Source organism: Stutzerimonas stutzeri (genome assembly GCF_024448695.1).
GTDB classification, from domain to species: Bacteria; Pseudomonadota; Gammaproteobacteria; order Pseudomonadales; family Pseudomonadaceae; genus Stutzerimonas; species Stutzerimonas stutzeri_T.
Genome location: NZ_JAMOHY010000021.1, coordinates 1 through 25758 on the forward strand (window position 1 = coordinate 1; position 25758 = coordinate 25758).

Genomic DNA, 25758 nt, shown 5'->3' on the forward strand with positions numbered 1-25758 from the left:
CTAAGGCCGCGTTTTCGTTACTGCATGACCATCACGCCTGCTGCCGCAGTTTCTCCGGCTTGATCAGGAACCGTGCCAGGGCCGGCAGCAGCCAGATCGCCCCGACCATGTTCCAGAGGAACATGAAGGTCAGCATCAGGCCCATATCCGCCTGGAACTTGATGGCCGAGAACACCCAGGTAAAGACCCCGATCGCCAGACATACGCCGGTGAACATGACCGCCTTGCCAGTGGATTTCAGTGTCTGGTAGTAGGCTTCCTGCAGCGTCATGCCCTGACGCAGGAAGGTTTCCAGACGGCTGTAGATGTAGATGCCGTAGTCCACACCGATGCCCACACCCAGCGCAATCACCGGCAGCGTCGCCACTTTCACCCCGATGCCCATATACGCCATCAGCGCATTGCCCAGAATGGACGTCAGCACCAGCGGCAGGATGATACAGAGGGTTGCCGCAACCGATCGGAAGGTCAGCAGGCACATGAAGCTCACCGCTGCATACACAGCAATCAGCATGGTGGTTTCAGATGCCGCAATAACCTCGTTGGTGGCCGCCTCGATACCGGCGTTACCTGCCGCCAGCACGAACTCCAGCCCTTCGCGGTTGTTCGCCTCGGCAAACTCGCTGGCCGCAGAAACCACGTGGTCCAGGGTCTCTGCCTTGTGGTCATTGAGGAACACCAGAACCGGTGCCAGCGAACAGTCGCTGTTGTAAAGGCCTTCGGCACGCGCAATGGAGTTGTTCAGCACATGCTGGTTGCGCGAGAGCGTCTCCCACTTCAGGCTGCCCTCGTTCATGCCCTTGATGCTCTGCCGGGCCACGGACACCATGGAGACCGCCGACTGAACACCTGCGGTGTTTTCCATCTTCCACATCAACTCGTCCATGGCAGCGAGCGTGTCGTAGTGGGCACAGCCCTCCGGCGCAGTCTTGACCATGATCACCAGCACATCGGAGCTGGTTGAGTAGTTTTTGATAATGAAATCGTTATCCAGGTTGTAGCGCGAGTCCGGGTGTAATTCCGGAGCACCCTGGTCAAGATCGCCAATCTTCAGGTTCTGTCCGTACCAGAGGCCACCACCAACAGCGAGCAGGGCAATCACGATGGAAATCGGTGCGACAACCGGATTGGCGAAGTTGGACAGCATCCGCCAGAACGGATGTTCGCGCGCAGCTTCTTCACGCGCCTGCTTGACCGCGCGCTGGCTGATTCCCATGTAGGAAATCGCCACCGGAAGCAGAATCAGGTTGGTCAGGATGATCACTGCAACGCCGAGCGACGCACCGATGGCCAGCTCGCGGATCACACCAATATCAATCAGCAGAAGGGTCACGAAACCCACAGCATCGGAAGCCAGCGCCACCATGCCGGGCACGAACAGCTGACGGAAGGCCAGACGCGCTGCGATCAGGGGATCGTCGGTTTGGCCTGAAGCCATGGCGATGCCGTTGATTTTCTGCACGCCGTGAGAAATGCCGATGGCGAACACCAGGAACGGCACCAGCATCGAGTATGGGTCCAGGCCGAAACCCAGGGTGTGCAGCAAGCCAAGCTGCCAGGCCACCGCAATCAGCGTCGTCACCACCACCGCAATGGTGCTCTTCACGCAACGGGTGAACCACAACAACAGCGCCAGCGTGATGCCGATGGCGACGAAGAAGAACAGCACAACCCCCACCAGCCCATCGATCAGGTCGCCTACCTTCTTGGCGAAGCCGATGATATGGATTTCCACATTGGGATTCTGTGTCTGGTACTTGTCGCGAATTTTCTCTTCCAGCTCATGTGAAAACTGCTGGTAATCGAGCGCGATCAGACGGCTGCGGTCTTCAGGATCGGAATAGGACTCCATCAGCGGCACATCGATGATGCTCGACTGGAAGTTGTTAGCGACCAGACGTCCGACCTGTCCCGACTTGAGAATGTTGTTGCGCAGGTCCTCCAGGCTCTCCTCAGACCCGTCGTAGGTCTGGGGGATGACCTCGCCGCCGGCAAAGCCCTGCTCGGTCACTTCGGTCCAGCGAACACTGGAGCTCCAGAGCGACTTCATGTTCGAGCGGTCAACGCCCTGGATATAGAAGACTTCGTCATGAATCTGGCGAAGCGTTTCCATGTACTCCTTGGAAAAGATGTCGCCTTCTTTGGCGGCGACCGAAATACGCACCGTATTGCCAAGGTTGGCCAGATCATCTCGATGCTCGAGCATCTTCTGAATATACGGGTGCCCCAGCGGAATCATTTTTTCGAAACTGGTCGAAGGTCGTACCTGAGCAGCCTGATAAAACAGAAATGCGCTTATAAGCAGGCAGATCAGCACCACGACCGGCCGGTTGTTGAATATCAGACGCTCCAGAACGGACGCCGGTTTCTGTTGATGCTTGGTCATGGTTGCTCCGGCTTATTGTTATTGTTGGGCAGATTCGCGCCCGTCGACGAAGCGATGCTTATGCCGCTCTGCCCTACCAGGATCAGGTTGTCGTGCGCATTGGCCACCACACCGGAGAGGGAACGCCGATCAGGGCGGTTGTAAATCTCGAACGAACGTCCCTGATCATCGCTGCTCAGCACCACACCGCCATGACCGACGATCACCATGCGCCCATCGTCGAGCAGGTTGCCGTCGGCCAGACCGGCTTCCAGGGGATTGTCGCGGCTGCCCAGCGCAATCGTTTCCCAGTTGTTGCCGAAATCCACCGAACGGAACAGATGCCCGCGCAATCCGAAGGCAACCACAAGGCCCGCTTCGCTGCCACTGATCACGCCAAACAGCGAGCCCTGATAAGGCGACTCGACCCGTTCCCAGGTCTGGCCCATATCCGGAGAACGGAACATTCCACCCATCTCGCCCACGACGAACAGGCCTGAGCCTTGGATCGCGGTGATGGCGTTCAGGTGATAGCCGTCTTCATTGTCGAGCCGATCACTGATGTCATCCCAGTGCTGACCGCCGTCGTGGGTTTCCAGCAGCATTCCGTAAGCGCCCACCGCCAGGCCGTGTTCGGCATTCTCGAACCAGACATCAAGCAGGGGCACCTCGGCCTCGCGATTCTCGTATTGATGCGCCCAGGTCTCCCCGCCATCGGTGGTGGCCAGGATCAGTGCATCGTGGCCAACAGCCCAGCCATGCCGATCATCCGTGAAATAGATGGCGGTAAGCAGTTGCCGGGTGGGCACCTTCGCCTGCGCCCAGCCGGCACCGCCGTCGTCGGAGTAGAGAATGTGGCCCCGGTCACCTGCCACGACCAGACGCGAACCTGCATGGGTTACGTCGAGGAGCAGGTTGGAGGCCGCTTTCGGGGATTCGATGGAATAGCGAAGCTGAGGATCGCCAGGCTGTGCATGCGCAGCAACACCGCCACACAGCAGTGCAAACAGGCTGCACGCAGAAAGCAAACGGACCAGGGGCGAGAAGCGGGTGCGCTCCGGCCTACGGAACACGGCAGGCACAGGGCCAGCCTGGCCACGCCAGAAGACGGGCTCAGTCATAACAATCCCCTTTGTTCTTATTAGTAAGGGCCGTCAAATCATGACGGACGCAGCCATCCTAGCCAGCTTTGGAAAGCACTTACAATCGATGGGACGTTATCTTTTGTTAACTCTCGGGACCTGATCACAGGACTGGATCTGCGGCACTCTGGTGCCCTCGCGCGCATGACGCATGCAGGCGCGGGCACCATCAACAGCTATCGACTCTTACAACCCGGTACGCAATTGCCAGCAGCGGACCATGCCCACGAAGCAGGCAGGCCACAGACTCCCTTCAAGCCAGGCTCTTGCTCACCACCTCATAGACGTCGCTGGACAGTTCACCGGAAGCCAGGATGCGCTCCAGCTCGCCCTTCATCAGCGCCTGACGGCTGCTGTCGTACTTGCGCCAGCGGGTCAGCGGCCCCAGCAGGCGCGAAGCGATTTGCGGGTTCATGGCATTCAGCGTGATGACCTGATCAGCCAGGAAGCGGTAACCGCTGCCATCGGCGTGATGAAAGTTGATCAGGTTCTGGCCGGCAAAGGCGCCGATCAGCGCGCGCACCTTGTTGGGATTCTTCAAGGTGAAGGCCGGGTGCTGCATCAGCGCCTGCACCCGCTCCAGGCCACCGGGCAACGGGCTGGCCGCCTGCACGCTGAACCACTGGTCCATTACCAGCGGATTGTCCCTGAATTGCTCAGCAAAGGATTCCAACGCCAGCCCGCGCTTCTCCTCGAACGGCGAGTTGATCAGCGAGGCCAGCGCCGACAGGCGTTCGGTCATGTTGTCGGCGGTGTCGAACTGGTCCAGGCACAGCGAAAGGATGTCCGAGCGCTCGCTGAACATCAGGTAAGCCAGCGCAATGTTCTGCAGCGCGCGGCGGGCGAAATGCTCTGCCGAGGCCACGTAAGGCGTCTGGCGCGAGACTTCACGATTGGTCATATAACGCTGGTACAGCAGATCGAACAGACGGCTGCTCAGCTCGCGACGGGCGAACTCGCGAGCTGCGTGGATGGCATCGACATCGGCCACTTCGCTGATTTCGGTGAGGTAGGCCTCGCTGGGCAGCGAAAGCATCTCGGCAACCATGGCCGGATCGAGCGTCTCGTTCTGCAGCACGTTGCGCAGCGCCTCGGTCAGGCGTTCGTCCATCGCCATCGGCTCGCCACGTTGATGCTGGCCGATCAGCTCCAGCAGCACCTGCACCGATAGCTGCTGGCCGGCTTCCCAGCGATTGAAGCCGTCTGAGTCGTGCTGCATGAGGAACATCAGCTGGTCGCGGCTGTAGGGGAACTCCAGCTTGACCGGGGCCGAGAAGCCGCGCAGCAGCGACGGCAACGGGCGCTCATCCACATCGACGAAGGTGAAACTCTGCTCGGCTTCGGTCACGGCCAGCACGCGACTGGTGCCAACAGGCGCAGCCTCGCCGTGCAGGCGCAGCGGCATTTGCGCACCATCAGCAGCCAGCAGGCCCAGCTCCACCGGTATGACGAAGGGCTCCTTGCTGTCCTGACCGGGCGTTGCCGGGCAGCTCTGGCGGAAGCTCAGGCTATAGGTGTGTGCGGCCTCGTCATAACGCTCGCTGACCGTCAGACGCGGTGTGCCGGCCTGGCTGTACCAGCGTTTGAACTGGCCGAGGTCGGCGCCGTTGGCGTCTTCCATGGCCTTGACGAAGTCATCTACCGTCACCGCTTGGCCATCGTGGCGCTCGAAATACAGGTCGCTGCCCTTGCGAAAGCCTTCTTTGCCCAGCAGCGTCTGAACCATGCGCACCACTTCGGCGCCCTTCTCGTAGACGGTCAGGGTGTAGAAGTTGGAGATCTCCATGAAGGATTCTGGGCGCACCGAGTGGGCCATGGGGCCGGCATCTTCAGCGAACTGGTGGGTGCGCAGATAGGCCACGTCCTCGATGCGCTTGACGGTCGCCGAGTTCATGTCGGAGGAGAACTGCGCATCGCGGAACACCGTGAAGCCCTCCTTGAGCGACAGCTGGAACCAGTCACGGCAGGTCACGCGGTTGCCCGACCAATTATGGAAATACTCATGGGCGACGATGGCCTCCACGCGCTGGTGGGCGGCATCCGTAGCCGTTTCGGCGTGGGCCAATACGGCGCTGGAGTTGAAGATGTTGAGGCCCTTGTTCTCCATGGCGCCCATGTTGAAGTCGTTGACTGCAACGATCATGAAGATGTCCAGATCGTATTCGCGGCCATAGGCCTCTTCGTCCCACTTCATCGACTTCTTCAGGCTGTCCATGGCGTGCTGGCACTTGTCGAGATTTTCCGGCTCGACATAGATACGCAGCGCCACGTCACGGCCACTCATGGTGGTGAAACTGTCCTCAACACACCAGAGATCGCCGGCCACCAGCGCAAAGAGATAGGCAGGCTTTCGGAACGGATCTTCCCAGGTCGCCCAGTGCCGGCCATCGTCTTCGCTGCCGCTGGCAACCGGGTTGCCGTTGGACAGCAGAATCGGGTAGCGCTGCTTGTCGGCGCTAACCGTGGTGGTGAAGATGCTCATCACGTCCGGGCGGTCGAGGTACCAGGTGATCTTGCGAAAGCCTTCGGCTTCGCACTGGGTGCAGAACATCTTGCCGGACTTGTAGAGGCCTTCCAGCGCAGTGTTGGTTTCAGGGTGGATAACCACGCTGCTATCAAGCGTGAAGCGCTCGCTGTCGGGTTGCAGCGTCAGGGTTTCTTCGCCGATCTGGTAGTCGCCGGTTTCCAGCTGACGGTCATTGAGCGACAGCGACACCAGCTCCAAATTCTGCCCGTGCAACTCCAGAGGCGGCAAGCCGGCACCGGCTTCCGGGTTGCGGCGCATCACCAACTGGGCATGCACCAGGGTGCGGTCCTCATACAGCTCGAAGGTCAGGTGGGTTTCATCAATCAGGTACGCCGGCACCTGATAATCCTTGAGATGAATGACTTTCGGTTGTTCGGTACGCATGGAAACCTCGTCAACTGAGCTTCAAGCAGCAAGCTTCAAGCGGAAATGTGGCAATGGACTGCCAGCCCGGTCACCGGGCTGCGGATGAGCTCGAGCTTAGCGCCTGTCGCGGCGGACTTGTAGGGTGGAAAACGGCGAAGCCTTTTCCACGCGCTTGTTCCAGGCCGCTCACCCTTGAGCCTGCCGGCCCGTAGGGTGGATAAGCGAAGCGTTATCCACCCTACGCAGCAGTGCTGGCCGCAACCTGATAAGCGGTGAACTTGCGGATGTTGATTACGCCGGTATCCAGGATCAGGTATTGACCCTTGATGCCCTTGAGCGTGCCCTCGACCACCGGGGTCTTCTCCAGGTCCAGGCTGACAATCTTGGTCGGATAGGCTTCCACCGGATAGCGAATCTCGACAACCTCGGCATCAGCCACCGGCTGGATCGCCTGCAGGCCGAAGCGCTGCTGCAGCGCCTGCAAACCCTCGGCACAGGCATCGAAAATGCGCTCGCGAGCTTGCACAAGATCCATCGCCTCGGCATCACCCTTGAGCAGCGCACGCCAGTTGGTGCGGTCGGCTACCTGGCTACGCAACAGGTCTTCCACCAGCCCTGACTGCTGACGCGTGGCGACACGCATGATCGGCAAGGCCTGGCTCGCGCCCTGATCGAGCCAGCGCGTCGGCAACTGCGTGGCGCGGGTGATGCCTACCTTGATCCCCGAAGAGTTGGCCAGGTAGACCACATGATCGGTCATGCAGAAGTCCATGCCCCACTGCGGATCGCGGCAGGTGCCGAAGTCGTGGTGGCATTTTTCCGGGCTCATGATGCAGACGTCGCACTGTGGCAGCTTCTTGAAACAGGGGTAGCAGAAGCCCTGGCTGAAGCTCTTGTTGGTCTTGCGCCCGCAATGGGTGCAATTGATAGCGCCGAGATACTCAAGCCTCAGGGTCTTGCCAATCAGCGGATTGACCGGCACCAACGCGTCATTCAAACGGAAGGAATACTGCACCGGCGCACCCAGCTGGATTGACATCTTGCTCAGCGCACCGCGTCCCAATTCAAGCATCAGTGACGGGTCCCGGAAGCGGGAGCGAACAGGCTGGTGTCGATGGGCGCCTTGTTCTTGCTCTTGGAGCCGCATTCCTGACCACCCAGGTAGCCGGTGCGCTGCTCTTCGGGAAGGTTCTGCATTTCCCAGGCGATCATCGCCGCCAGACAGGTTTCCTTCTGTTCGACAGTCAGCTTGCGCCCATCACCCCACTTGCCCAGTTCGACGGCAAGCTTGAGGTTTTCATAGATTTCAGGGGTGATGTTTTCGATGGCTTCGATAAAGGACGACATGACCTGCTCCCGGTGACAAAAAGTGCATTCTAACGGAACTGGGCGCTGGAAGCTGAAGGCAGGCCGTAGGGCGGGTGAAACCCGCGTGCGTACTTGATGCCGGCTCCGGTCTAGCGCTTGCGCGCCAGTAATCCGCCAGCTACCCCGGTGATGCAGCCCATCACCAGCCCCCCTACGTGAGCCGCATTGGCGATGGCCAGGGTGCCGAAGCTGAGCACCTCGATAAGTCCGGTCAGGCACACCACCAGCCAGACCAGCATCAGCACCACTACGCCTGACGGGAGGCGGTAAGCTTCGTCCGGCGCCAGTTTCTGGAACAGCCAGCAATGGCCCAGCAGCCCATAAAGCACACCGGAAAGACCGCCGAAGATGCCGGGACCGCCAAACACATATTGGCTGCCGTTGGAGACGAGCGCGAAGAGCAGCGTCAGCCCGAACAGCATCAGCGCGCCCTGGCGATACTCGATGCGTCGCCCAAGCTCCCAATACCACATCGAGTTCATCGCCAGATGCAGAAAGCCGAAGTGCACGAAGATCGGGGTGATCAGCCGCCACCACTGATTCGTCGCCAGGGTCTGCTCCAGCGTGGCGAAATAGGCATAGTCACCCTCGATCTGGAAATCACTGAAATTGAGCCAGCGGATGGCATCGTAGTTGTCCCCCAGCAGGGTCACAGCCGCTGCCAGCAGTGTGAGCAGCAGCATCGCGGCGGTCAGCGGACTGCGCGCCAGGCTCGCGAAAAAGCCACCGCGGCGGCTTGGCGACTGCTCAAGCACCACCGCCTGATCGCCCTGGGGATAGCGCTGATACAACTCACGAACCTGCTCGGCAGTTTCCGCCGGCACGCGCAGCACCTGCTCACCCGCCTCCTCGCTGACACGACAGGGCACCTGCAGCCGTCGCAGCAATGCGACGAATCCGCTCAGATCAACCGACAACGGCAGGCGTAAAGCCTCGACTGCGGACATCTAACGCTCCACGTTTACCCAGAAGAATTTCGCCGGGTCGAGCAGGGTTTCCTGGTCGAGCCGATAGGCCACCAACTTGCCGTACTTCACCGCGCTGTAGTCCAGGCACGCCAGGTTATGGCGGATCGGTGCCGGTTGTCCGCTGCGCCAGTAGTGGCCGACGAACAGCAGCGGTTCATCGGGGCCATAGAGAAACAGGCGACTCTTCTGACTCTCGCTGAGCGGCAGACGGGCCGCCTTTTCCGGCAGGCCATCGGGCTGGAAGACGATATCGCCATAGGTCTTGGGATTCTCTTCCCAGAACTTGGTGCGAAAGAAATTGCGTGTGAAACCCTCGGCGCTGGTCAGGGTCAGGCCTTCCGGCAGCGGCATGTCGGTGCCGCGCAACAGGCGATCCAGCGCCTTGGCAGCGAACTGCTTGGGGAATGCGGCCTCGCGCAGGAACTCGGCATCGATCCGTCCCTGCTGCAAGCGCTGGCGCAGCTGATCGATCACAGAGTTGTCCCAGCATGCATGCACCACACGGAAACGCTCGCTCTGCAGAAACAGCGGCAAGTCCATGAACCACTCGCGAAAGGCCTGCCACTCTTCCGGATAGTGCTCGAACTGGCGGAAAGTCTCCTGCAGCAGCATGGCGTAACGCGGCGTGTGTTCACGCACAAACGTCTGGCCGCTTTCCCGTGGCGCCTCGGCATACCAGCCCAGCGCGTTGAACTCGTGGTTGCCCATGATGCAGTGGGCCTGACCTGCCTCGACCATGTCATGAACCAGATGCAGCGCCTCACGAATGCGTGGGCCACGGTCGATGATGTCGCCAAGGAAGATCACCTGCCGACGTTTGTGCCGCCAGATGCCACCTTGCTGCCGATAGCCAAGCTGATCGAGCAGGCGGGCCAGGGTACGGGCGCAACCGTGTACGTCCCCGATAAGGTCGTAACTACGGTCTGGGTCAACAATCACTATTCGCCTCCACCGAGGCGGCTGCCCCAGCCCAGCTTGGTGCGGCAGACCTCGTAGTAGTTGTGGCCCAGCGGGTGGATCAGGTGCAGCTTCTGCGGCTTCTTGCGCACGGTGACGGTGTCGCCGGGGGCACAGGTGAAGTGGTTCTGCCCGTCACAGGAGACCTGCGGGTAGATCTGCATGTTCGGCGATACCACAATCTTCAGCTCGCTGTTGCCATCCACCACGATGGGCCGGCTGGACAGCGTATGCGGATACATCGGCACGATGACGATGGCGTCCAGCCGCGGATGCATGATCGGTCCACCCGCGGAAAGCGCGTAGGCCGTGGAGCCGGTGGGCGTGGCGACGATCAGGCCGTCAGCCTTCTGCGAGCAGACGAACTGGCCATCGATATACAACTCGAATTCGATCATCCGCGTCGATTTGCCCGGATGCAGCACCACGTCATTGAGCGCGTCACCCTCACCGATGGACTCCTCGAAACGCCGCACCTGGGCTTCCAGCAGGAAGCGGTTCTCCAGCGTGTACTGCCCGCTGAGCACTTCGACCACCTTCTCTTCCAGCTCATCAGGACGAATGTCGGTGAGAAAGCCCAGGCTGCCCCGGTTAATCCCCAGCACCGGCACACGATGCTTGGCCATGGCACGGGCCGCACCAAGCAGGCTGCCATCACCGCCCACCACGATTACCAGGTCACAGGATTCACCCAGCCGTTGCCGTGAGGAGATCTGCATGCCGTGCCCCGGCAGCACCTCGGCAATGTTCTCTTCGAGAATCACGTGCAGATGGCGTTCCACGAGCAGCTTCTTCAGCCGGCGAATGGTATCCAGCACCTGGGAACTGCCCAGGCGGCCGATGATGCCGATATTGCGGAACTGGTCCATTAAAGCTCCCTGACAGACGTGACGGATGATGGCGGGCTGCTCGCGCCGCAGTGCGTTCGGGCGATTATGGGTGAAAGCCGCAAGGGGCGGCAAACGGGCCATAGGGTCTGTCGACGTATCATCGTGACCGCGCCGGAACATGGCGAGATTTTTCGCAGCAGCGCGGCTTACGCTGAAACGTACAGACCCTGGGCTATGCTTGCCGTATGAACCTATCCCGTCTTGCCGAGCTGCTGCCCGAGCTCCTGCATCCGCAGGTGCGGGATCTCGCCTGGACGCTGCTGTCGCCGCCGCTACTGAACAATGCATCAGCACCGCAGCGACATCCGCTGGCGGCCAGCCGCTGGGCCGAACATCCTGATGAGCTGGCAGACTGGTTGCGCCTGCTCGACACCCAGCCAGCAATGCTCCAGGCCTGGCTCGAACAGCACAACATCCATCGTCTGGGGCTGTATTACGAGCGCCTCTGGCAGTTTGCGCTGTGCCAGGCGCCGGATGTTGAACTGCTTAGAGCCAACCTGCCGATTCGCCAGGATAACCAGACGCTTGGCGAGCTCGACCTGATCATCCGCGACGCCGAAGGCGTGCATCATCTGGAGCTGGCGGTAAAGTTCTACCTGGGTCTGGAACACGGTGACCGCAGCCGGCACGACCACTGGCTGGGGCCCGGCAGCCAGGACCGGCTGGACATCAAGCTGCAGCGCATCTGCGAGCATCAATTACAAATTTGCTCCACTGCCTGCGCCCAAAGCGTCCTCAGCGAACTCACCTGTGAGGCAATCGACAGCGCATTCTGGCTCGGCGGCTATCTGTTCCAGCCCTGGAATGCGGACCCAAAGTCACCAGCAGGCGCCAATCCGGACCACCTGAAGGGGTACTGGTTGCGCCAGCGTGACTGGCCAGCATTTCTCAGCCATCACCCCGACACACGCTGGCAACCCCAGCCTCGGCATGTCTGGCTGGCGCCGGCGCGCCTGGAAAGTGCTGCGATCTGGCAGGCCTCGGATTTCGACAACTGGATTTCCGAGGCCACAACGCGCTCACAGGCACGGCTGCTGGCTCGCATGGAAGCTGATGAAAAGGCAATCTGGACAGAACAGGAACGCCTGTTCCTGGTGCCGGACGGCTGGCCTGACTGAACGGCAGAACATAGCCGGTCATCCGGATGTCATCTGAATGCCTCATACTTGCTGCGCCAGCACCTGTACTTGCACGGTTTATAGATGCCTTCGCTCACTAACGCCTCGCACGACCCTCTTCCTTCAAGCGCCTGGAACATCTTTCTGGTTTTCCTGCGTCTGGGCCTGACGTCCTTTGGCGGGCCGGTTGCCCACATCGGCTACTTCCGCGAGGAATTCGTCCGCCGTCGCCAGTGGCTCGACGAACACAGCTATGCCGATCTGGTTGCCCTCTGCCAGTTCCTTCCCGGCCCCTCCAGCAGCCAGGTGGGCATCGCCATAGGCCTGCTTCGCGGGGGCTACAGCGGCTCCCTTGCCGCATGGGCCGGCTTCACCCTGCCCTCGGCGATAGCCCTTCTGCTTCTCTCGCTGGGCATCGCCAACTGGGGCAATGGCCTGTCGGAAGGCCTGCTGCACGGTTTGAAGATCGTCGCAGTGGCTGTCGTGGCTCAGGCCGTATGGGGCATGGCACGCAGCCTCTGCCCCGACGGCCCGCGCCTCGCGATGGCACTGATTGCTGCGCTTGCGGTTCTCATCCTGCCCGGCGCCTGGGCGCAGCTGGGCGTTATCGTCCTGGCCGGCCTCATGGGCGTGGCGCTGTTCCGTCCCGCAGCGACCATCGCCGCGCCAGCCTTTCTCTCACGCACCAGCAACCTGATCGGCATAACGGCACTGATCTCGTTCTTTGTGCTGCTGGCTGTTCTGCCACTGCTGGCGGCGGCATCCAGCAGTCAGGCACTGGCCTTGCTGGATGCCTTCTACCGGGCCGGCGCGCTGGTCTTCGGTGGCGGCCACGTAGTACTGCCGCTGCTGCAGGCCGAAGTGGTACCCAGCGGGTGGGTCAACAATGATGTCTTCCTGGCCGGTTACGGCGCGGCACAGGCCGTGCCCGGCCCGCTGTTCACCTTTTCAGCTTTCCTTGGCGGCTCCGTGGCTGGCGGCAACGGGCCTGTGCTGAACGCAGCCCTGTGTCTGGTCGCCATTTTCATACCTTCGTTTCTGCTGGTCTTCGGCGTGATGCCGTTCTGGGATCGGCTGCGCACCAACCGGCGCATCCAGGCGGCGCTGACCGGCGTGAACGCTGCCGTGGTCGGGTTGCTGCTGGCTGCTCTCTACGATCCAGTCTGGACCAGTGCCATCCACAGCCTGAAGGATTTCGCCCTGGGCCTTGTCGCACTGGTGGCGTTGATGCGCTGGAAACTGCCGCCCTGGCTGGTGGTTCTGACCGGAGGAATAGCCGGCTGGGCGCTGGCCTGAAAGCCCTCAGCCGCTGCGTTCGGTGCGACCATCCGAGCGCGCCAGATAACCGTTGCCCTGCTCGCAAAGCAGCACCGCATGTTCCTCCGCGGACAGACCAGCCAGTCCGTCGCGCAACGCATGAACGCTGAAACCCAGCTGAGTCAGAACGAAGACTGCATTGGCGCTGCGCTTGCCGCTGTCGCAGTAGCACAAATAGACACGATCCTTCTTCAATAGACGCGCCTTGAGACGCAGCAGGTGCAGAGGCATGTTCAATGCCTGTGGCGCATGACCGTACTGGTATTCATCCATCAGCCGCACATCCAGCCACTGCGCGCCGTCTGCGATCAGCGCCCTTGCTTCGGACAGGCTCAATTCGGCCACCACCGGCGCCTTGAGCAGGGCAATGAAATCCTCACGGGCCAGCCGCAACACACAGGCATCTTCTATAAGTGTCACGGTGGCATTGCGAGGCCGCTCGGTCAGCAAGGCTTCCTCACCGAAACAGGCCCCAACCTCCAGCTCCGCCACCACCTGGCGTTCACTGCCAAGGCCGGTCATGACTTCAACCCTGCCGCGCTTGAGGAAATAACAGCAGTCGCCCGCCTCACCTTCACGCAGCAACACATGACCGCCAGGAAGCTCCATCGACTCGAGCCGGTCCAGCATACGCCGCACATTTTCCACCGGAACCCTGGCAAACAACGGATTGCCCAGCAGCACCTCCAGCCAGTCGGTCAGCTCACCTGCCAATGCCAGCTCCAGCAACAGATCGGCATGGGCCTGATTTCGAGAAACCAGGCGCTCCAGCTCTACGCTGTCGAATACCAGCACGCTTGCAGCTTCGACTGCCTCTGCCCGGACCAACCGTGCGCCCAGAGAGAGTCCGCGACAACTCTCCGGAGAGCCGGCGCTCATCCGCCAGTGTTGACCATTCGGCGCCTGCAGGGCCAGGGTGCCGGACAGCAGAAAGCAGGTCACCGCCTTGTCATTATCGCTGTCGAACAGCGACTGGCCTGCCAGCAGGAGGCGCGGCGCAAGCTGGCCACGCAGCTGTTCCAGCTGTCGCTGCGACAGCGTGTTGAGCGGAATCAGACTGCGTAGCTGATCAGGTAGCAGCGGCTTGTTCATCCAGGGTTTCCAGAATGCGAGAGATCAGCGCAGCAGCGTGTCCAGCGATGCCTGAGCGGCCCGCCGACCCTGCAGGCCACCGGTGTGCACGAAGATGATTCGCGAACCCCTGACAAAGTAATCGCCCTGGACACAAAGGCGCAATGCCATCATTGCTTTTGCCGTGTAGACAGGCTCCAGCGGCAGGCCGGTTGCAAGTTCGACGTCAGCCAGAAAGTGCGCAAGCTCGGCATCGAAACGCCCAAACCCACCTCGGCTGGCATCAATCAGTCGATAACCTTCATTCGCCATCCCCGCTTCACCCAGCAGCTTGCCGACCTCCTGCGCAACACCGTGCTTCACTGGCCCTGCCAGAGCGCCGTGGACCGGGTGTCCACCTTGCCCCCGCTCGCCAATCACCAACCCGGCCAGGGTCGTGCCGGTACCCGCCGCGAGCCACCAGCCATCGTAGTCACTCCAGCCCAGCGCCGCCAGCTGCTTCTGTACGTAAGGCACCAGCGGCGCGCACCCCAAAGCGCCGGACAAACCGCCACCGCCTTCGGGCACGCAATAGTAATCGGGGTAGCGTTCCAGCCAGGGTTCGAAAAAGCCGGGGCGATGCCGCTCGCGATATCCGCCGTAACCCAGCCAGTGCAGCTGCATGCCGAAGCCTTGCAGGTCTTCGGTGGTCGGGGTCGTCTGCATGGTGCCGCGCAACAGGCCGACCGTAGCCAGGCCGAAGCGCTTGCCTGCGGCAGCGAGGGCATGCAGATGGTTGGAATGAGGCCCTCCGAGGCTGATCAGGCCTCGCGCATCGGCATCACGGGCTGCTTCAAGGTGATGGGCAAGCTTGAACCACTTGTTGCCGGACAGCTCCGGATCGATCTGGTCCAGCCGCAGAATGGCCAGTTGCACGCCCGCCTGACGCAGCCAGGGCAAATCCACGCGCTGTAGCGGCGCCTCCGCAAAGGCAGTGACAAGCGAAGGATGGGTTAGCAAGGCTCAGCTTCCGGTACGCAAGCGATCCTGTGGGCGATGCCTGGCGCAACAGTTGGATTCGCCGATGACAAAGCGGCTGGGCGAGTCCACCTTGTCCAGCGGCATCTTGCATCGCTCACCACTTGACAATGCAGCCACGCAGCTCGGCTGCTGGTAATGCTCCACCCACTGACGGTACTGCTCCTCGCTTACGCCGCACTTGGCCGCCGCATAGGCCAGTGGGTTTTGCTGATAACGCGGCAGGTCCTGTAACGCTATGGTCAGGTGCCCGGCGCCCGGATGATAGGCGACAAACAGGACACCAAGATTCGACAGCCGCGCCAACACACGCTCGCTGCTGTTTTCGGTGAGCGTCTGGCATTGCTTGCGCAACTGTTCGATTTCTTCCTGCAACTGGTTGTCCAGGTCGTTGCGATAGGCCAGCTCCACATCGCGTATGGCGATCTGTTCCCTGGCTTCAGCCAGCGCTGTCGCCACCTGAGCCTGCAGCTCGCTATCGAACTGCACCCGCGCGGCATCGGCTTCAGCCCGGCTGTTACGTTCCAGGGCACGCAACTGCCGGCTCATTTCCTCACGCGTACTCTGGAAACCTTCGGCCTGCGCCGTGAGTTCGGCACGCAAGCGGGCCGTGGCCTGTTCCTGCTCAAGCAAAGCCTGGCGCAACTGAGTATTTTCCTGCTGCAGCTTGCCTTGTTGCTGCACGGCCAGCTCACGCAGCTTGCCAAGTTCCACTTCGCGCTGGCGCTCGAGATTGGCGATGCGTAACCGCTGCTGCTTGATCAGTTGCGCAGCCTTGAGGCGCTGCTCCTGTTCGAGTTTTTCGTCCCGTCGTGCCTTGCTGGAATCGGCTGCGTACCAGGTTTCTTCGGCAACCACCTGCAATCGTTCGGCGGACACCACCTGCGGTGTGTCCTCATCAACCAGCAAACCCAACTGGTTGCGACTGACACGGTCGCGCAACATGAGCAGATGATTCCGCTCCTGCGTCAGCTCCGGGTCCCACAGGTGCATCTGATGCCAGGCAACCGGGCACTGGCTGCGACAGGCCAGGCGAATCCGCCCGGCACCCAGGTCCGGCCCCCGCCCGGTACGCTCGGCCAGGCTGCGCAGCGGAATATTCCAGCCACTGTCAGCCGAACCGTCTTCATTGAAATCGAGATAAAAGAACACCGCCGCGCGTATCTGCAGGCGTGAATTGACCAGTACATAGACAACACGCATCTGCTGGTCGGCGAATTCGGGCATAGTCACCACGCCATCGAGCATGGCTTCGAATTCGGGATAGAGCATTTCCTTGCAGACACCGGCATCGTTGAAGAACAGAACGGCTTCGACCGTCTGCGGTTTGATCTGCATGCGCGGCATCCTCAACAACTCGGTGGGACAGTCAATGCTGGGACAGTGCCTACGACGCCATCCCACGCCGGGCAAGTGTAGGAGAAAAGCTGCAACGGGCAATGTGACTGGGTTGGCAGGCATCCGGGTAGCAGGCAGGACCGGCAGATGGGCGGTCACAAACTGTGATCGAATCGGGATGCCAGTCTGCCATCAAGGTGCACACCAGAGCCCGCCCGCTCCTGGACCTCCATGAGAAAGAGCCGAAACGGCCTTCAATCAAAGGCCGTCCAGGCGTAGCGCTTTGCTTGTGGCTTGGGGCGCTGGCTTACAAGGCAGCAGCCAGACGCGAACCCTGATCGATGGCACGCTTGGCATCCAGCTCGGCAGCAACATCCGCGCCACCGATCAGATGCACCTTGATACCGCCCTGCTCAAGCTCGGCCTGCAGCTCGCGCAGGGGGTCCTGCCCGGCGCAGACGATAATGGTATCCACCGGCAGCACCTGGGGTTCGCCGCCGGCAATGGAAACATGCAGACCTTCGTCGTCGATTTTCAGGTACTCCACCGAGTTGATCATCTGCACCTGCTTGTTTTTCAGGCCGGTGCGGTGAATCCAGCCAGTGGTCTTGCCCAGGCCGCTGCCGACCTTGGATTTCTTGCGCTGCAGCAGATACACCTGACGCGCCGGAGCCTGCGGCATCGGCTTGACGCCCGCAACACCGCCGCGGGCCTGCAGGCCCAGGTCGATACCCCACTCCTTCCAGAATGCCTCGCGGTCCAGGCTGGTGGACTGACCGTCGTGGGTGATGAATTCGCTGACATCGAAACCGATACCGCCGGCGCCGATTACCGCCACGCGCTGCCCTACCGGCTTGCGCTGGAGAATCGCATCGAGATAGCTGATCACCTTTGCATGTCCGATGCCCGGTATCTCTGGTGTGCGCGGGACAATGCCGGTAGCGAGAATGACTTCATCGTAGCCACCGGCCAGCAGATCAGCAGCACTGACACGTGTATTCAGGCGCAGATCGACACCGCCTCGCTCCAGCTTGCCGTCGAAATAGCGCAGGGTTTCGAAGAACTCCTCCTTGCCCGGCACGCGCTTGGCAACGTTGAACTGGCCGCCGATTTCGCTGGCTGAATCGAACAGGGTCACTTGGTGGCCCCGCTCGGCAGCGACGCTGGCCGCCGACAGGCCCGCCGGCCCCGCACCGACCACAGCGATCTTTTTCGCTGTCGCCACCGGGATGTAGTTCAGCTCGGTTTCATGGCAGGCACGGGGGTTGACCAGGCAACTGGTCAGCTTGCCGCTGAAGGTATGGTCCAGGCAGGCCTGGTTGCAGCCGATGCAGGTATTGATGGTGTCGCTGCGACCGGCTGCAGCCTTGTTGACGAACTCCGGGTCCGCCAGGAATGGCCGCGCCATGGAGACCATGTCAGCATCACCTTCGGCCAGTACCTGCTCGGCCACTTCAGGCGTATTGATGCGGTTGGTGGTGATCAGCGGAATGCCGACCTCGCCACGCAGCTTGGCCGTCACCTTGGTAAAGGCCGCGCGCGGCACCTTGGTGGCGATGGTCGGAATTCGCGCCTCGTGCCAGCCAATACCGGTGTTGATGAGGGTCGCACCAGCCGCCTCGATGGCCTTTGCCAGCACCACCACCTCATCCCAGGTGCTGCCGGTCTCGACCAGATCGAGCATCGACAGACGATAGATAATGATGAACTCAGCGCCCACCGCCTCACGTACACGGCGCACGATTTCCACGGGCAGACGCATGCGGTTCTCGTAGCTTCCGCCCCAACGGTCGGTGCGGTGGTTGGTGTGAGCGACCAGGAACTGATTGATGAAATAGCCTTCCGACCCCATGATCTCGACGCCGTCATAGCCAGCCTGCCGGGCCAGGCTGGCGCAGTTGACGAAGTCCTGGATCTGCTTCTCGATACCCTCTTCGTCCAGCTCACGTGGTGTGAAGGGGTTGATCGGCGCCTGGATGGCACTGGGCGCAACGAGCTTGGGGCTATAGGCGTAGCGACCGGCATGAAGAATCTGCAGGCAGATCTTACCGCCGGCCTCGTGAACCGCCTGGGTAACGACCTTGTGCTCTTGGGCCTCTTCCGGGGTGGAGAGTTTGGCCGCGCCGGCCCGGACCGAACCTTCCTCGTTGGGGCCAACGCCGCCGGTCACGATCAGGCCGACACCACCACGTGCGCGCTCGGCAAAAAACACTGCCATGCGCTCGAAGCCATTGGGCATCTCTTCAAGGCCGGTGTGCATCGAGCCCATCAGGACGCGGTTGCGCAGCGTGGTGAAGCCCAGGTCCAGCGGGGCCATCAGGTGCGGAAAGGCACTCATCTTTATTCCTCGTCAAGTAGGCACAAGCGGGTGTGCCATAGGCCAGCGGTTTATAGGCGCCAGGCTCTGACAGGCCGGTCGCATGCAGCGAAGATAAACAGCCACAGCCACAGGCTCAATGATCAAAACTCACAACTGCCTGACCCAATCGAGCTGACAGGCTTGGCAATCAACCCGTCTCACCGTATTTTCATAGCACCTTCATTAAAAGACCCGACCATGCGTCTCCCCATCAAACTGCTGATCCTGGCCATGCTTGCCCTCGTCGCCCTGGTGCTCTACCTGAACTGGACAGACGACCGCCGCAGCGGGCCGCTGCTGTCGGACCTGCGCACCCTGCCGATCAACAGCCAGGGGCAGCCGGGAACCGCGGGCAATCTGCTGGGAATCGAAACCAGGCTGCAGCCAGCCGATTACCAGAGCCGCGAACGCCTGCGCCTGAAGTTCGCCACCTACCTCGATCAGGCGAGAGACGCAGGCCTGATCGGCAGTCGGACCATCGTTGTGCTGCCCGAACACGTGGGCACCGGCCTGTTCGCCCTCGGTGAAAAGCCAGAGGTCCAGCAGGCGCGAACCCTGCGTGACGCCATGCAGTGGATGGCACTGAGCAACCCCTGGGACTACCTGCGCGCCCAACTCGACAACACCAGCGAGGATCGCCGCACCGGAGCGGTTTTGCGCATCAAGGCGCCGCAAATGGCCGATGACTACCAGCGCATCTTCGCCGATCTGGCAAAGGAATACGGTGTGACGCTGGTCGCTGGTTCCATCGTGCTGCCTGAACCTCGTCTGCAAGCGGGGCGCCTGAAGACGGGTACGGGTCCACTGCGGCAGGTCAGCCTGGTGTTCGGGCCAGATGGTGAGCCCATCGGGCCGCTGCACTACAAGACGGCCCTCAGTCGTTATGAGCGTCGCTACAGCAAAGCGCCCGAACGCCAGGAGATCGCTCTGCTGCATACTCCAGCGGGACGCCTGGCAGTATTGCTCGGTTGCGACGGCTACACGCGCAGCCTGCCTGCCACCACCGACCTGCTCGCCCTGCCGGGCATGGATGAGCGCAAAACGAGCGCCTGCGCACCCCTCGAACCGCTGGACAGGAGCCTGCCACGCATGGCCGTGCGAACACTCGGCCTGCCCTGGAACCTACTCGGTTCACCGCGCAAACCGGCACAACGCACTCCCGCTGAGCCGGTCCAGCTGCACAATCTCTGGCTGCCGGAGCGTCCATGAAGCAGCAGCGGATACGCCTTGGCGATCTCTCGGTAGGCTTCGTGCATAGCCTGGACAGCGCCCTGCGGGAAAGGCAGATCGACCCGCAACCCCTGCTGGAAGCCTATGGCCTGGATGCCGCTCGACTGGCCGAACCCCATGCACGACTGTCCATCCCGCGCTACATGCGCCTCGGTCACGCCGCCATGCAACTGACCGGCGATCCGGCACTGGGACTGGACATGGGCCGGCTGCGCAAGGCTGGCCATCTGGGGCTCGCCGGCATTACCGCAAGTCTGGCACCTACGGTGCGCGAAGCGGCACGGACCCTGATCCGCTACGAACTGCTGTACGCCTTCAACTATCGCGGCGCATCCGAATTCCACGAGGATGCCGAAGGTGCCTGGCTGCGCTTCTATTCGATCTGTCCCTACAACAACTACAACCGCTTCGTGGTGGATACCGTGCTGGCCAGCTGGATCACGCAGCTTAGCGCCGTGGCAGGGAGCCCGATGCAGCCGAGCGCAGTACAGATCGAGTTCGAACGCCCCGATTACGCCGAGCGCCACGAGGCCTTCTTCGCGCAGCCCGTGCTTTTCAACAGCGAACACAACCAGCTGCGACTGGACAAGGCCACGCTTGCACTACGCAATCAAGAACATTGCCCCGGCACCTGGCAGCAGTTACTGGAGCTGTGCGAAGCAGCCCTGGAGCAGCGTACACGCACCACCAGTCTGCGCGAACGGGTTGCACAGATGCTGGCACAGATGCTTAAGGGCCAGGAACCGGAGCTGCTGCAGATTGCCCAGCGTCTGCAATTGCCACCCTGGACGCTGCGCCGACGACTGATCGAGGAAGGCAGCAGCTACCGCGCCATTCTCAACGACACCCGTCGCGATCTGGCCATGGCTTACATTCGCGACACCGAGCTGGCCTTCGGTGAAATCGCCTGGCTGCTCGGCTTCGCTTCAGCCGAAGCCTTCCAGCGCGCCTTCAAGCGCTGGAGCGGGCAGACGCCCGGTGAGTATCGACGCACACAGCGGCGTGTCGATGCCTGAATAACCGCACAGGCTATTCTTCTGCCGGTGAAGGAGGCCTGCTTTTGGGGGAGTGGACTTGTCCACAAGCTCTTCGGCGGTCTCACAAAATCTCGCGGACAAGTCTGCTTCCACCAGAACCGGTCGAAGCCACCGCCCCAGGTGATTCAGCAGGCCTTTTCAGCACAGTCTCACAGCTCGAAGGCATCCTCAGCCGGCTCCGGCCCATCCTGCTCAGCCGCACGCCATTCGAGAAGTTCGTCCAGATAATCATCCATAGTGGGATCCTCAAGGTGGGTCGTCTTTGTACTAACAAGGTCCATGCCATCCTGACCAACCTTCATGACAAAAACATGATTCGCTCAGGGCGTGGTCAGCCCGGCAGCCGCCATGAACTGGCGCAGCAGCCAGGCCAGAACACCCAGCGCCAACACACTGGCGAACCAGATCGTGACCAGCCAGACCATGCGCTGCCATAGCGGTTTGGCACTTTTTTGGGGCTTTTCGGGCATACGAGGCTCCATGACGAGGCAGATCAGTGATAGCCATCCTCGGCGCTGACCTTGCCGCGAAACACGTAATAGCTCCAGGCGGTGTACATCAGGATCAGCGGAATGATCAGCAGCGCCCCGACCAGCGTAAAGCCCTGGCTCTGCGGCGGCGCGGCGGCTTCCCAGATGGTCACCGAGGGCGGGATGATGTTTGGCCAGAGGCTGATGCCGAGCCCGCTGTAGCCCAGGAAGATCAGCGCCAGAGTGAACAGAAATGGCGAGTAATGGGCATAGCGCGCAATCGAGCGCAGCAGCCCGAAGGTACAGAGCAGCACCAGGATCGGCACCGGCATGAAGAAGATCAGGTTCGGCATGCTGAACCAGCGCTCGGCAATGTCTGGATGCGTCAGCGGCGTCCAGAGGCTCACCACACCGGTCACCGCAAGCACCGCCCAGACCAGCGGAATGCCGATATCGTGCATGCGCTTCTGCAGATCACCGGCGGTCTTCATGATCAGCCAGGTACAGCCCAGCAAGGCATAGGCGACGATCAGCGCAATACCACAGAACACCGAAAACGGCGTCAGCCAGTCCAGCGGCCCACCGGCATAGGCGCGATCCACAACGGGAAACCCATGAATGAAGGCGCCCAGCGCAACTCCCTGAAAGAACGTCGCCACCAGCGAGCCGCCGATGAATGCCTTGTCCCAGATGTGCTGGCGGGCAGCACTCGCCTTGAAACGAAACTCGAAGGCAACGCCACGGAAGATCAGCCCCATAAGCATGAAGATGATCGGCAGGTAGAGCGCCGACAGAACCACCGAATAGGCCAGCGGAAACGCCGCAAACAGCCCGGCCCCACCGAGCACCAGCCAGGTTTCGTTACCGTCCCAGACCGGCGCTACGGTGTTCATGGCCACATCGCGCTCAGAACTGTCAGCCAGGAAGGGAAAAAGAATGCCAATGCCCAGATCGAAGCCATCCATCACCACGTACATCATGATGCCGAAGATGATGATCACGGCCCAGATCAGCGAAAGATCGATACCCATGCTCAATTCCTCTCGCCCAGTTGGTCACCATGCTCATGAGCAATCGCCTCATCCGCAGCCGAGATGGGCCTGGCCGGTGTACGTTGCTCGCCCGGCCCGCCAGTTCCCTTGCTCTTGCCTTCATGTGGAACCGGCCCCTTGCCAATCAGGCGCAGCACATAAACGCAACCGACACCAAACACGGCAAAGTAGATCAGCACGAACAGCGCCAGGGTCAGTCCCAGCTGTTCGGCACTGTGGCTTGAAACGGCGTCGGCGGTCCGCATCACGCCGTAGATCACCCAGGGCTGCCGCCCTATCTCGGTAGTGAACCAACCGGCCAGGATCGCGACAAGCCCGGACGGCCCCATATACAACACCAGCCTCAAGAAGGGTCGTGACTCGAACAACCTGCCCCTCCGGCGCAGCCAGAAGCTCCACAAGCCGGTCACGATCATCAGCAGCCCCAGCGCCACCATGATCCGGAACGTCCAGAACACGATGGTGGAATTGGGTCGGTCTTCCGGGGGGAAATCCTTCAGCGCGGGAATCGGCTCAGTCAGGCTGTGCTTGAGAATGAGACTGCCCAAATAAGGAATCTCCACCTTGAAGCGGGTTTCTTCACGCGCCATATCGGGCCAGCCGAACAGCAACAACGGCGTCGGCCCGCCCTCGGAGTTGTCCCAGTGCCCTTCCATCGCGGCAATCTTCGCTGGCTGATGCTCCAGCGTATTAAGGCCGTGGAAATCACCGACCAGCGCCTGTATCGGCGCCACGATCAGCGCCATCCACATCGCCATCGAGAGCATCTTGCGGATGGCCGGGTTGTCGTTGCCACGCAACAGATGCCAGGCCGCCGAAGCCCCGACCATAAAGGCCGCAGCCAGAAATGCGGCAATCGCCATATGCGCCAGGCGATAGGGAAACGAGGGATTGAAGATGATCGCGAACCAGTCTACCGGCACCACGATGCCATCAATGATCTCGTGCCCCTGCGGCGTATGCATCCAGCTGTTGGAGGCCAGAATCCAGAAGGTGGAGATCAGCGTCCCGACCGCCACCATGATCGTGGAAAAGAAATGCAGCCCCGGCCCCACGCGATTCCAGCCGAACAGCATGACACCCAGAAAACCTGCTTCGAGAAAGAACGCCGTCAGCACTTCATACGCCAGCAGCGGCCCGGTCACACTGCCGGCGAACTCCGAAAAAGCACTCCAGTTGGTTCCGAACTGGTACGCCATGACGATGCCGGACACCACACCCATACCGAAGTTGACGGCAAAAATCTTCAGCCAGAAGTGATAGAGGTCGCGGTACACCTCACGCCGGGTCTTGAGCCACAACCCCTCCAGCACGGCGAGAAAACTCGCCAGCCCGATGGTGATCGCCGGAAAAATGATGTGAAAGGAAATGGTGAACGCGAACTGGACACGCGCAAGCTCAAGCGCTTCCAAACCAAACATTGCCATCCCCCTCGTCAGTGAGCCATCTAGGCACTACTGACAGCGGAAAACGACGAGGGTGCGCTGCTAGCGCCGATCTGTCGCATGGCCTCGCTTTGCCAAAGGCGTTTACATCCACGCCTCGCACAAGGTTTCAGCCTGCGCCAACTGTGCGGTTTCGGCTTGTTATGCTCTTGTGCGCTACGCCGTCCTCGCTTACGACAGGCTGTTCAAGCAAAGCTCAACGATGTGCTTGCGCTCTTCCAGGCCGAGTGTTGCGCCGCCGCTTTTCTGCCTGCGGTATGCGGACTGGCAACGTAGGCACTGATGCTCGGCAAGGTGCTCGGATTACCGCTCCAACGCAGGTTGAAGGCGGCCAGCCTGGGAAACCTGAACTGGCTGGCGTAAGGCTCATGATGCTGCGCAACGCTGGACTGGCGCTTTAACTTCAGCAAGATGGCCAGTCAGTGGTCGTCTGCTTGCTCAACCCTTGTTCTTCATCACGGGTGTAACTGATCTGGCGCAGCAGCTGCTCGACACGTGCCTTCTCCGCCCGCAGACCCGCGCTGAGCTCGCGAATCTCTGCGTCCTTCTGGGCAGACGCAGCCGCCTGCTGCTCCAGCTGCGCCTGACAATGTTGCAGGGCCATGGTGGCCTCGCGACGGTGCAGCACCTGCCAGTAAGTCACCACGCCTGCAATGATCATCAGCATCAAGCTGGCGCTCATCACCATCCAGGACAGCCCAATCATGTTCATGCCCGATCCCCCCTGAGTCAGCCCGCCCCATGGCGAGCGACTTGAATGACCGCTTCAGGATATGTAGCGTGACTAGACGTATCTAGTGTGTTTGCCTATACAGGTAAAGTTTTCGAGCAGATGGAGCGGCCATGAAACGCAAGCAATCAATCGAATCGGTGCGCTGGGATCTGGCACTGCGCTATCGACTGATCGAGACGGTAGCCTGGTGGGAAGGCCGCCTGACCACCAATCACCTGATGCAGAGCTTCGGTATCAGCCGCCAGCAGGCGTCGAAGGACATCAACTCATACATCAACGAGTACGCACCGAAGAACCTGGAATATGACAAGCATCTGAAGGGGTATGTACCGAGCCAGCGCTTCAAGCCACTGTTCATCGACGACAGCGCCAGCGCCTATTTGCATCTACTGAACCAGAACCATGACCGCGCCCCGCATGTCGAGGGTCTGGCACTGGCTTATGCGCATACCGAGGTGCTGCAGGTTCCCGACCGAACAATACGCCCTGAATTGCTACGCCCTCTGCTACGCGCGTGCCGCGAGGGTCTGCGCCTGGAATGCGACTATGTGTCCTTCACAACGCCAGGGGCCGAAACCCGCCTGATAGCCCCGCACACGTTGATTTACACCGGCATGCGCTGGCATGTGCGTGCCTACTGCGAAAAAAACCGCGACTACCGTGACTTTGTACTGAGCCGCTTTCGTGGCATACCCGAGCTGATGGACGACGAGAGCGCGAACACCCGCGAGCAGGATTCTGGCTGGGCCTGCCGGGTGCAGGTCATTATCCAACCGGACTCACGGCTAAAACCGGAACAACAGACCATCATCGAAACCGACTACGGCATGCACAATGGTCGCCTGGTAATCGACACCCGCGGCGCACTGGTGCAGTACGTATTGCAGCGCTACCAGATCGACCCGACCAAGGTGCACGCCAAGGCCAGCGCCCAACAGATCGTGGTGACCAACCTGGATGAACTGCAGCGCTGGCTATATCACTAGTT

22 protein-coding genes are annotated in these 25758 nt (G+C 61.1%); 5 read left to right on the forward strand and 17 right to left on the reverse strand.

Features of this window, described 5'->3' with window-relative positions:
- Positions 1–31: 31 nt before the first annotated feature.
- The 8 genes from NAV32_RS13875 to NAV32_RS13910 all read right to left on the reverse strand — a co-directional run bounded on the left by NAV32_RS13875 (position 32) and on the right by NAV32_RS13910 (position 10562).
- On the reverse strand, positions 32–2386 hold the full coding sequence (locus tag NAV32_RS13875; protein WP_256053385.1) for an efflux RND transporter permease subunit: 2355 nt from the start codon (positions 2384–2386) through the stop codon (positions 32–34).
- Positions 2383–3486 carry a YCF48-related protein gene (locus NAV32_RS13880; RefSeq protein ID WP_256053386.1) on the reverse strand — a complete coding sequence of 368 codons (1104 nt, stop codon included), beginning with the start codon at positions 3484–3486 and terminating at the stop codon, positions 2383–2385. The genes NAV32_RS13875 and NAV32_RS13880 overlap by 4 nt, the downstream gene beginning before the upstream one ends.
- Before the next feature lie 274 nt (positions 3487–3760).
- Positions 3761–6418, reverse strand: a complete 2658-nt coding sequence (gene pepN, locus NAV32_RS13885) for an aminopeptidase N (RefSeq protein WP_256053387.1) — start codon at positions 6416–6418, stop codon at positions 3761–3763.
- A 220-nt stretch (positions 6419–6638) separates the two neighbouring features.
- Positions 6639–7472, reverse strand: a complete 834-nt coding sequence (locus NAV32_RS13890; RefSeq protein WP_256053388.1) for a DUF2797 domain-containing protein — start codon at positions 7470–7472, stop codon at positions 6639–6641.
- The gene (locus tag NAV32_RS13895) at positions 7472–7747 is read right to left on the reverse strand and encodes a YeaC family protein (RefSeq protein WP_181086527.1); all 276 of its coding nucleotides are present in this window, start codon (positions 7745–7747) and stop codon (positions 7472–7474) included. The genes NAV32_RS13890 and NAV32_RS13895 overlap by 1 nt, the downstream gene beginning before the upstream one ends.
- Positions 7748–7857: 110 nt before the next feature.
- Complete coding sequence (locus NAV32_RS13900) at positions 7858–8715, reverse strand: rhomboid family intramembrane serine protease (protein WP_256053389.1); 858 nt, start codon at positions 8713–8715, stop codon at positions 7858–7860.
- Complete coding sequence (locus NAV32_RS13905) at positions 8716–9675, reverse strand: metallophosphoesterase (RefSeq protein ID WP_256053390.1); 960 nt, start codon at positions 9673–9675, stop codon at positions 8716–8718. It lies immediately after the preceding gene.
- Positions 9675–10562, reverse strand: coding sequence for an NAD(+) kinase (locus tag NAV32_RS13910; RefSeq protein WP_256053391.1), 888 nt, complete (start codon positions 10560–10562; stop codon positions 9675–9677). The genes NAV32_RS13905 and NAV32_RS13910 overlap by 1 nt, the downstream gene beginning before the upstream one ends.
- A 206-nt stretch (positions 10563–10768) precedes the next feature.
- On the opposite strand from NAV32_RS13910, the gene NAV32_RS13915 reads away from it, so the two are divergent.
- Together NAV32_RS13915 and chrA are read left to right on the forward strand one after the other, a co-directional pair.
- On the forward strand, positions 10769–11701 hold the full coding sequence (locus NAV32_RS13915; protein ID WP_256053392.1) for a DUF1853 family protein: 933 nt from the start codon (positions 10769–10771) through the stop codon (positions 11699–11701).
- Between the two features lie 84 nt (positions 11702–11785).
- The gene (chrA, locus tag NAV32_RS13920; RefSeq protein ID WP_256053393.1) at positions 11786–12997 is read left to right on the forward strand and encodes a chromate efflux transporter; all 1212 of its coding nucleotides are present in this window, start codon (positions 11786–11788) and stop codon (positions 12995–12997) included.
- 6 nt (positions 12998–13003) lie between these two features.
- Here the strand turns inward: chrA and NAV32_RS13925 are convergent, their stop codons facing one another.
- From NAV32_RS13925 to NAV32_RS13940, 4 genes are all read right to left on the reverse strand, one after another.
- A complete protein-coding gene (locus NAV32_RS13925; RefSeq protein ID WP_256053394.1) occupies positions 13004–14110 on the reverse strand; it encodes a cyclic nucleotide-binding domain-containing protein in 1107 nt (368 codons plus the stop codon).
- 24 nt (positions 14111–14134) lie between these two features.
- Entirely contained in the window at positions 14135–15088 is a 954-nt protein-coding gene (locus NAV32_RS13930; protein WP_256053395.1) for a 1-aminocyclopropane-1-carboxylate deaminase/D-cysteine desulfhydrase, read from the reverse strand.
- Between the two features lie 3 nt (positions 15089–15091).
- On the reverse strand, positions 15092–16444 hold the full coding sequence (locus NAV32_RS13935) for a chromosome partitioning protein ParA (protein ID WP_256053396.1): 1353 nt from the start codon (positions 16442–16444) through the stop codon (positions 15092–15094).
- 307 nt (positions 16445–16751) lie between these two features.
- Positions 16752–18782: an NADPH-dependent 2,4-dienoyl-CoA reductase gene (locus tag NAV32_RS13940; RefSeq protein ID WP_256053397.1), complete on the reverse strand. Its 2031-nt coding sequence runs from the start codon at positions 18780–18782 to the stop codon at positions 16752–16754.
- Positions 18783–19001: 219 nt separating this feature from the next.
- On the opposite strand from NAV32_RS13940, the gene NAV32_RS13945 reads away from it, so the two are divergent.
- Complete coding sequence (locus NAV32_RS13945) at positions 19002–20012, forward strand: carbon-nitrogen hydrolase (RefSeq protein ID WP_256053398.1); 1011 nt, start codon at positions 19002–19004, stop codon at positions 20010–20012.
- Positions 20009–21049 carry an AraC family transcriptional regulator gene (locus tag NAV32_RS13950; RefSeq protein ID WP_256053399.1) on the forward strand — a complete coding sequence of 347 codons (1041 nt, stop codon included), beginning with the start codon at positions 20009–20011 and terminating at the stop codon, positions 21047–21049. Before NAV32_RS13945 ends, NAV32_RS13950 begins: the two co-directional genes overlap by 4 nt.
- Before the next feature lie 170 nt (positions 21050–21219).
- Here NAV32_RS13950 and NAV32_RS13955 read toward each other — a convergent pair whose 3' ends face one another.
- The 5 genes from NAV32_RS13955 to NAV32_RS13975 all read right to left on the reverse strand — a co-directional run bounded on the left by NAV32_RS13955 (position 21220) and on the right by NAV32_RS13975 (position 24749).
- A complete protein-coding gene (locus tag NAV32_RS13955; protein ID WP_256053400.1) occupies positions 21220–21351 on the reverse strand; it encodes a hypothetical protein in 132 nt (43 codons plus the stop codon).
- A 39-nt stretch (positions 21352–21390) separates the two neighbouring features.
- A complete protein-coding gene (locus NAV32_RS13960) occupies positions 21391–21540 on the reverse strand; it encodes a DUF2474 domain-containing protein (protein WP_256053401.1) in 150 nt (49 codons plus the stop codon).
- A gap of 23 nt (positions 21541–21563) precedes the next feature.
- On the reverse strand, positions 21564–22571 hold the full coding sequence (cydB, locus tag NAV32_RS13965) for a cytochrome d ubiquinol oxidase subunit II (RefSeq protein WP_256053402.1): 1008 nt from the start codon (positions 22569–22571) through the stop codon (positions 21564–21566).
- 2 nt (positions 22572–22573) lie between these two features.
- The gene (locus tag NAV32_RS13970; RefSeq protein ID WP_256053403.1) at positions 22574–24013 is read right to left on the reverse strand and encodes a cytochrome ubiquinol oxidase subunit I; all 1440 of its coding nucleotides are present in this window, start codon (positions 24011–24013) and stop codon (positions 22574–22576) included.
- Positions 24014–24440: 427 nt separating this feature from the next.
- Positions 24441–24749, reverse strand: a complete 309-nt coding sequence (locus NAV32_RS13975; RefSeq protein WP_256053404.1) for a hypothetical protein — start codon at positions 24747–24749, stop codon at positions 24441–24443.
- A 131-nt stretch (positions 24750–24880) separates the two neighbouring features.
- Here NAV32_RS13975 and NAV32_RS13980 point away from each other — a divergent pair, with 131 nt between their 5' ends.
- A complete protein-coding gene (locus tag NAV32_RS13980) occupies positions 24881–25756 on the forward strand; it encodes a helix-turn-helix transcriptional regulator (RefSeq protein ID WP_256053405.1) in 876 nt (291 codons plus the stop codon).
- Positions 25757–25758: the final 2 nt, after the last annotated feature.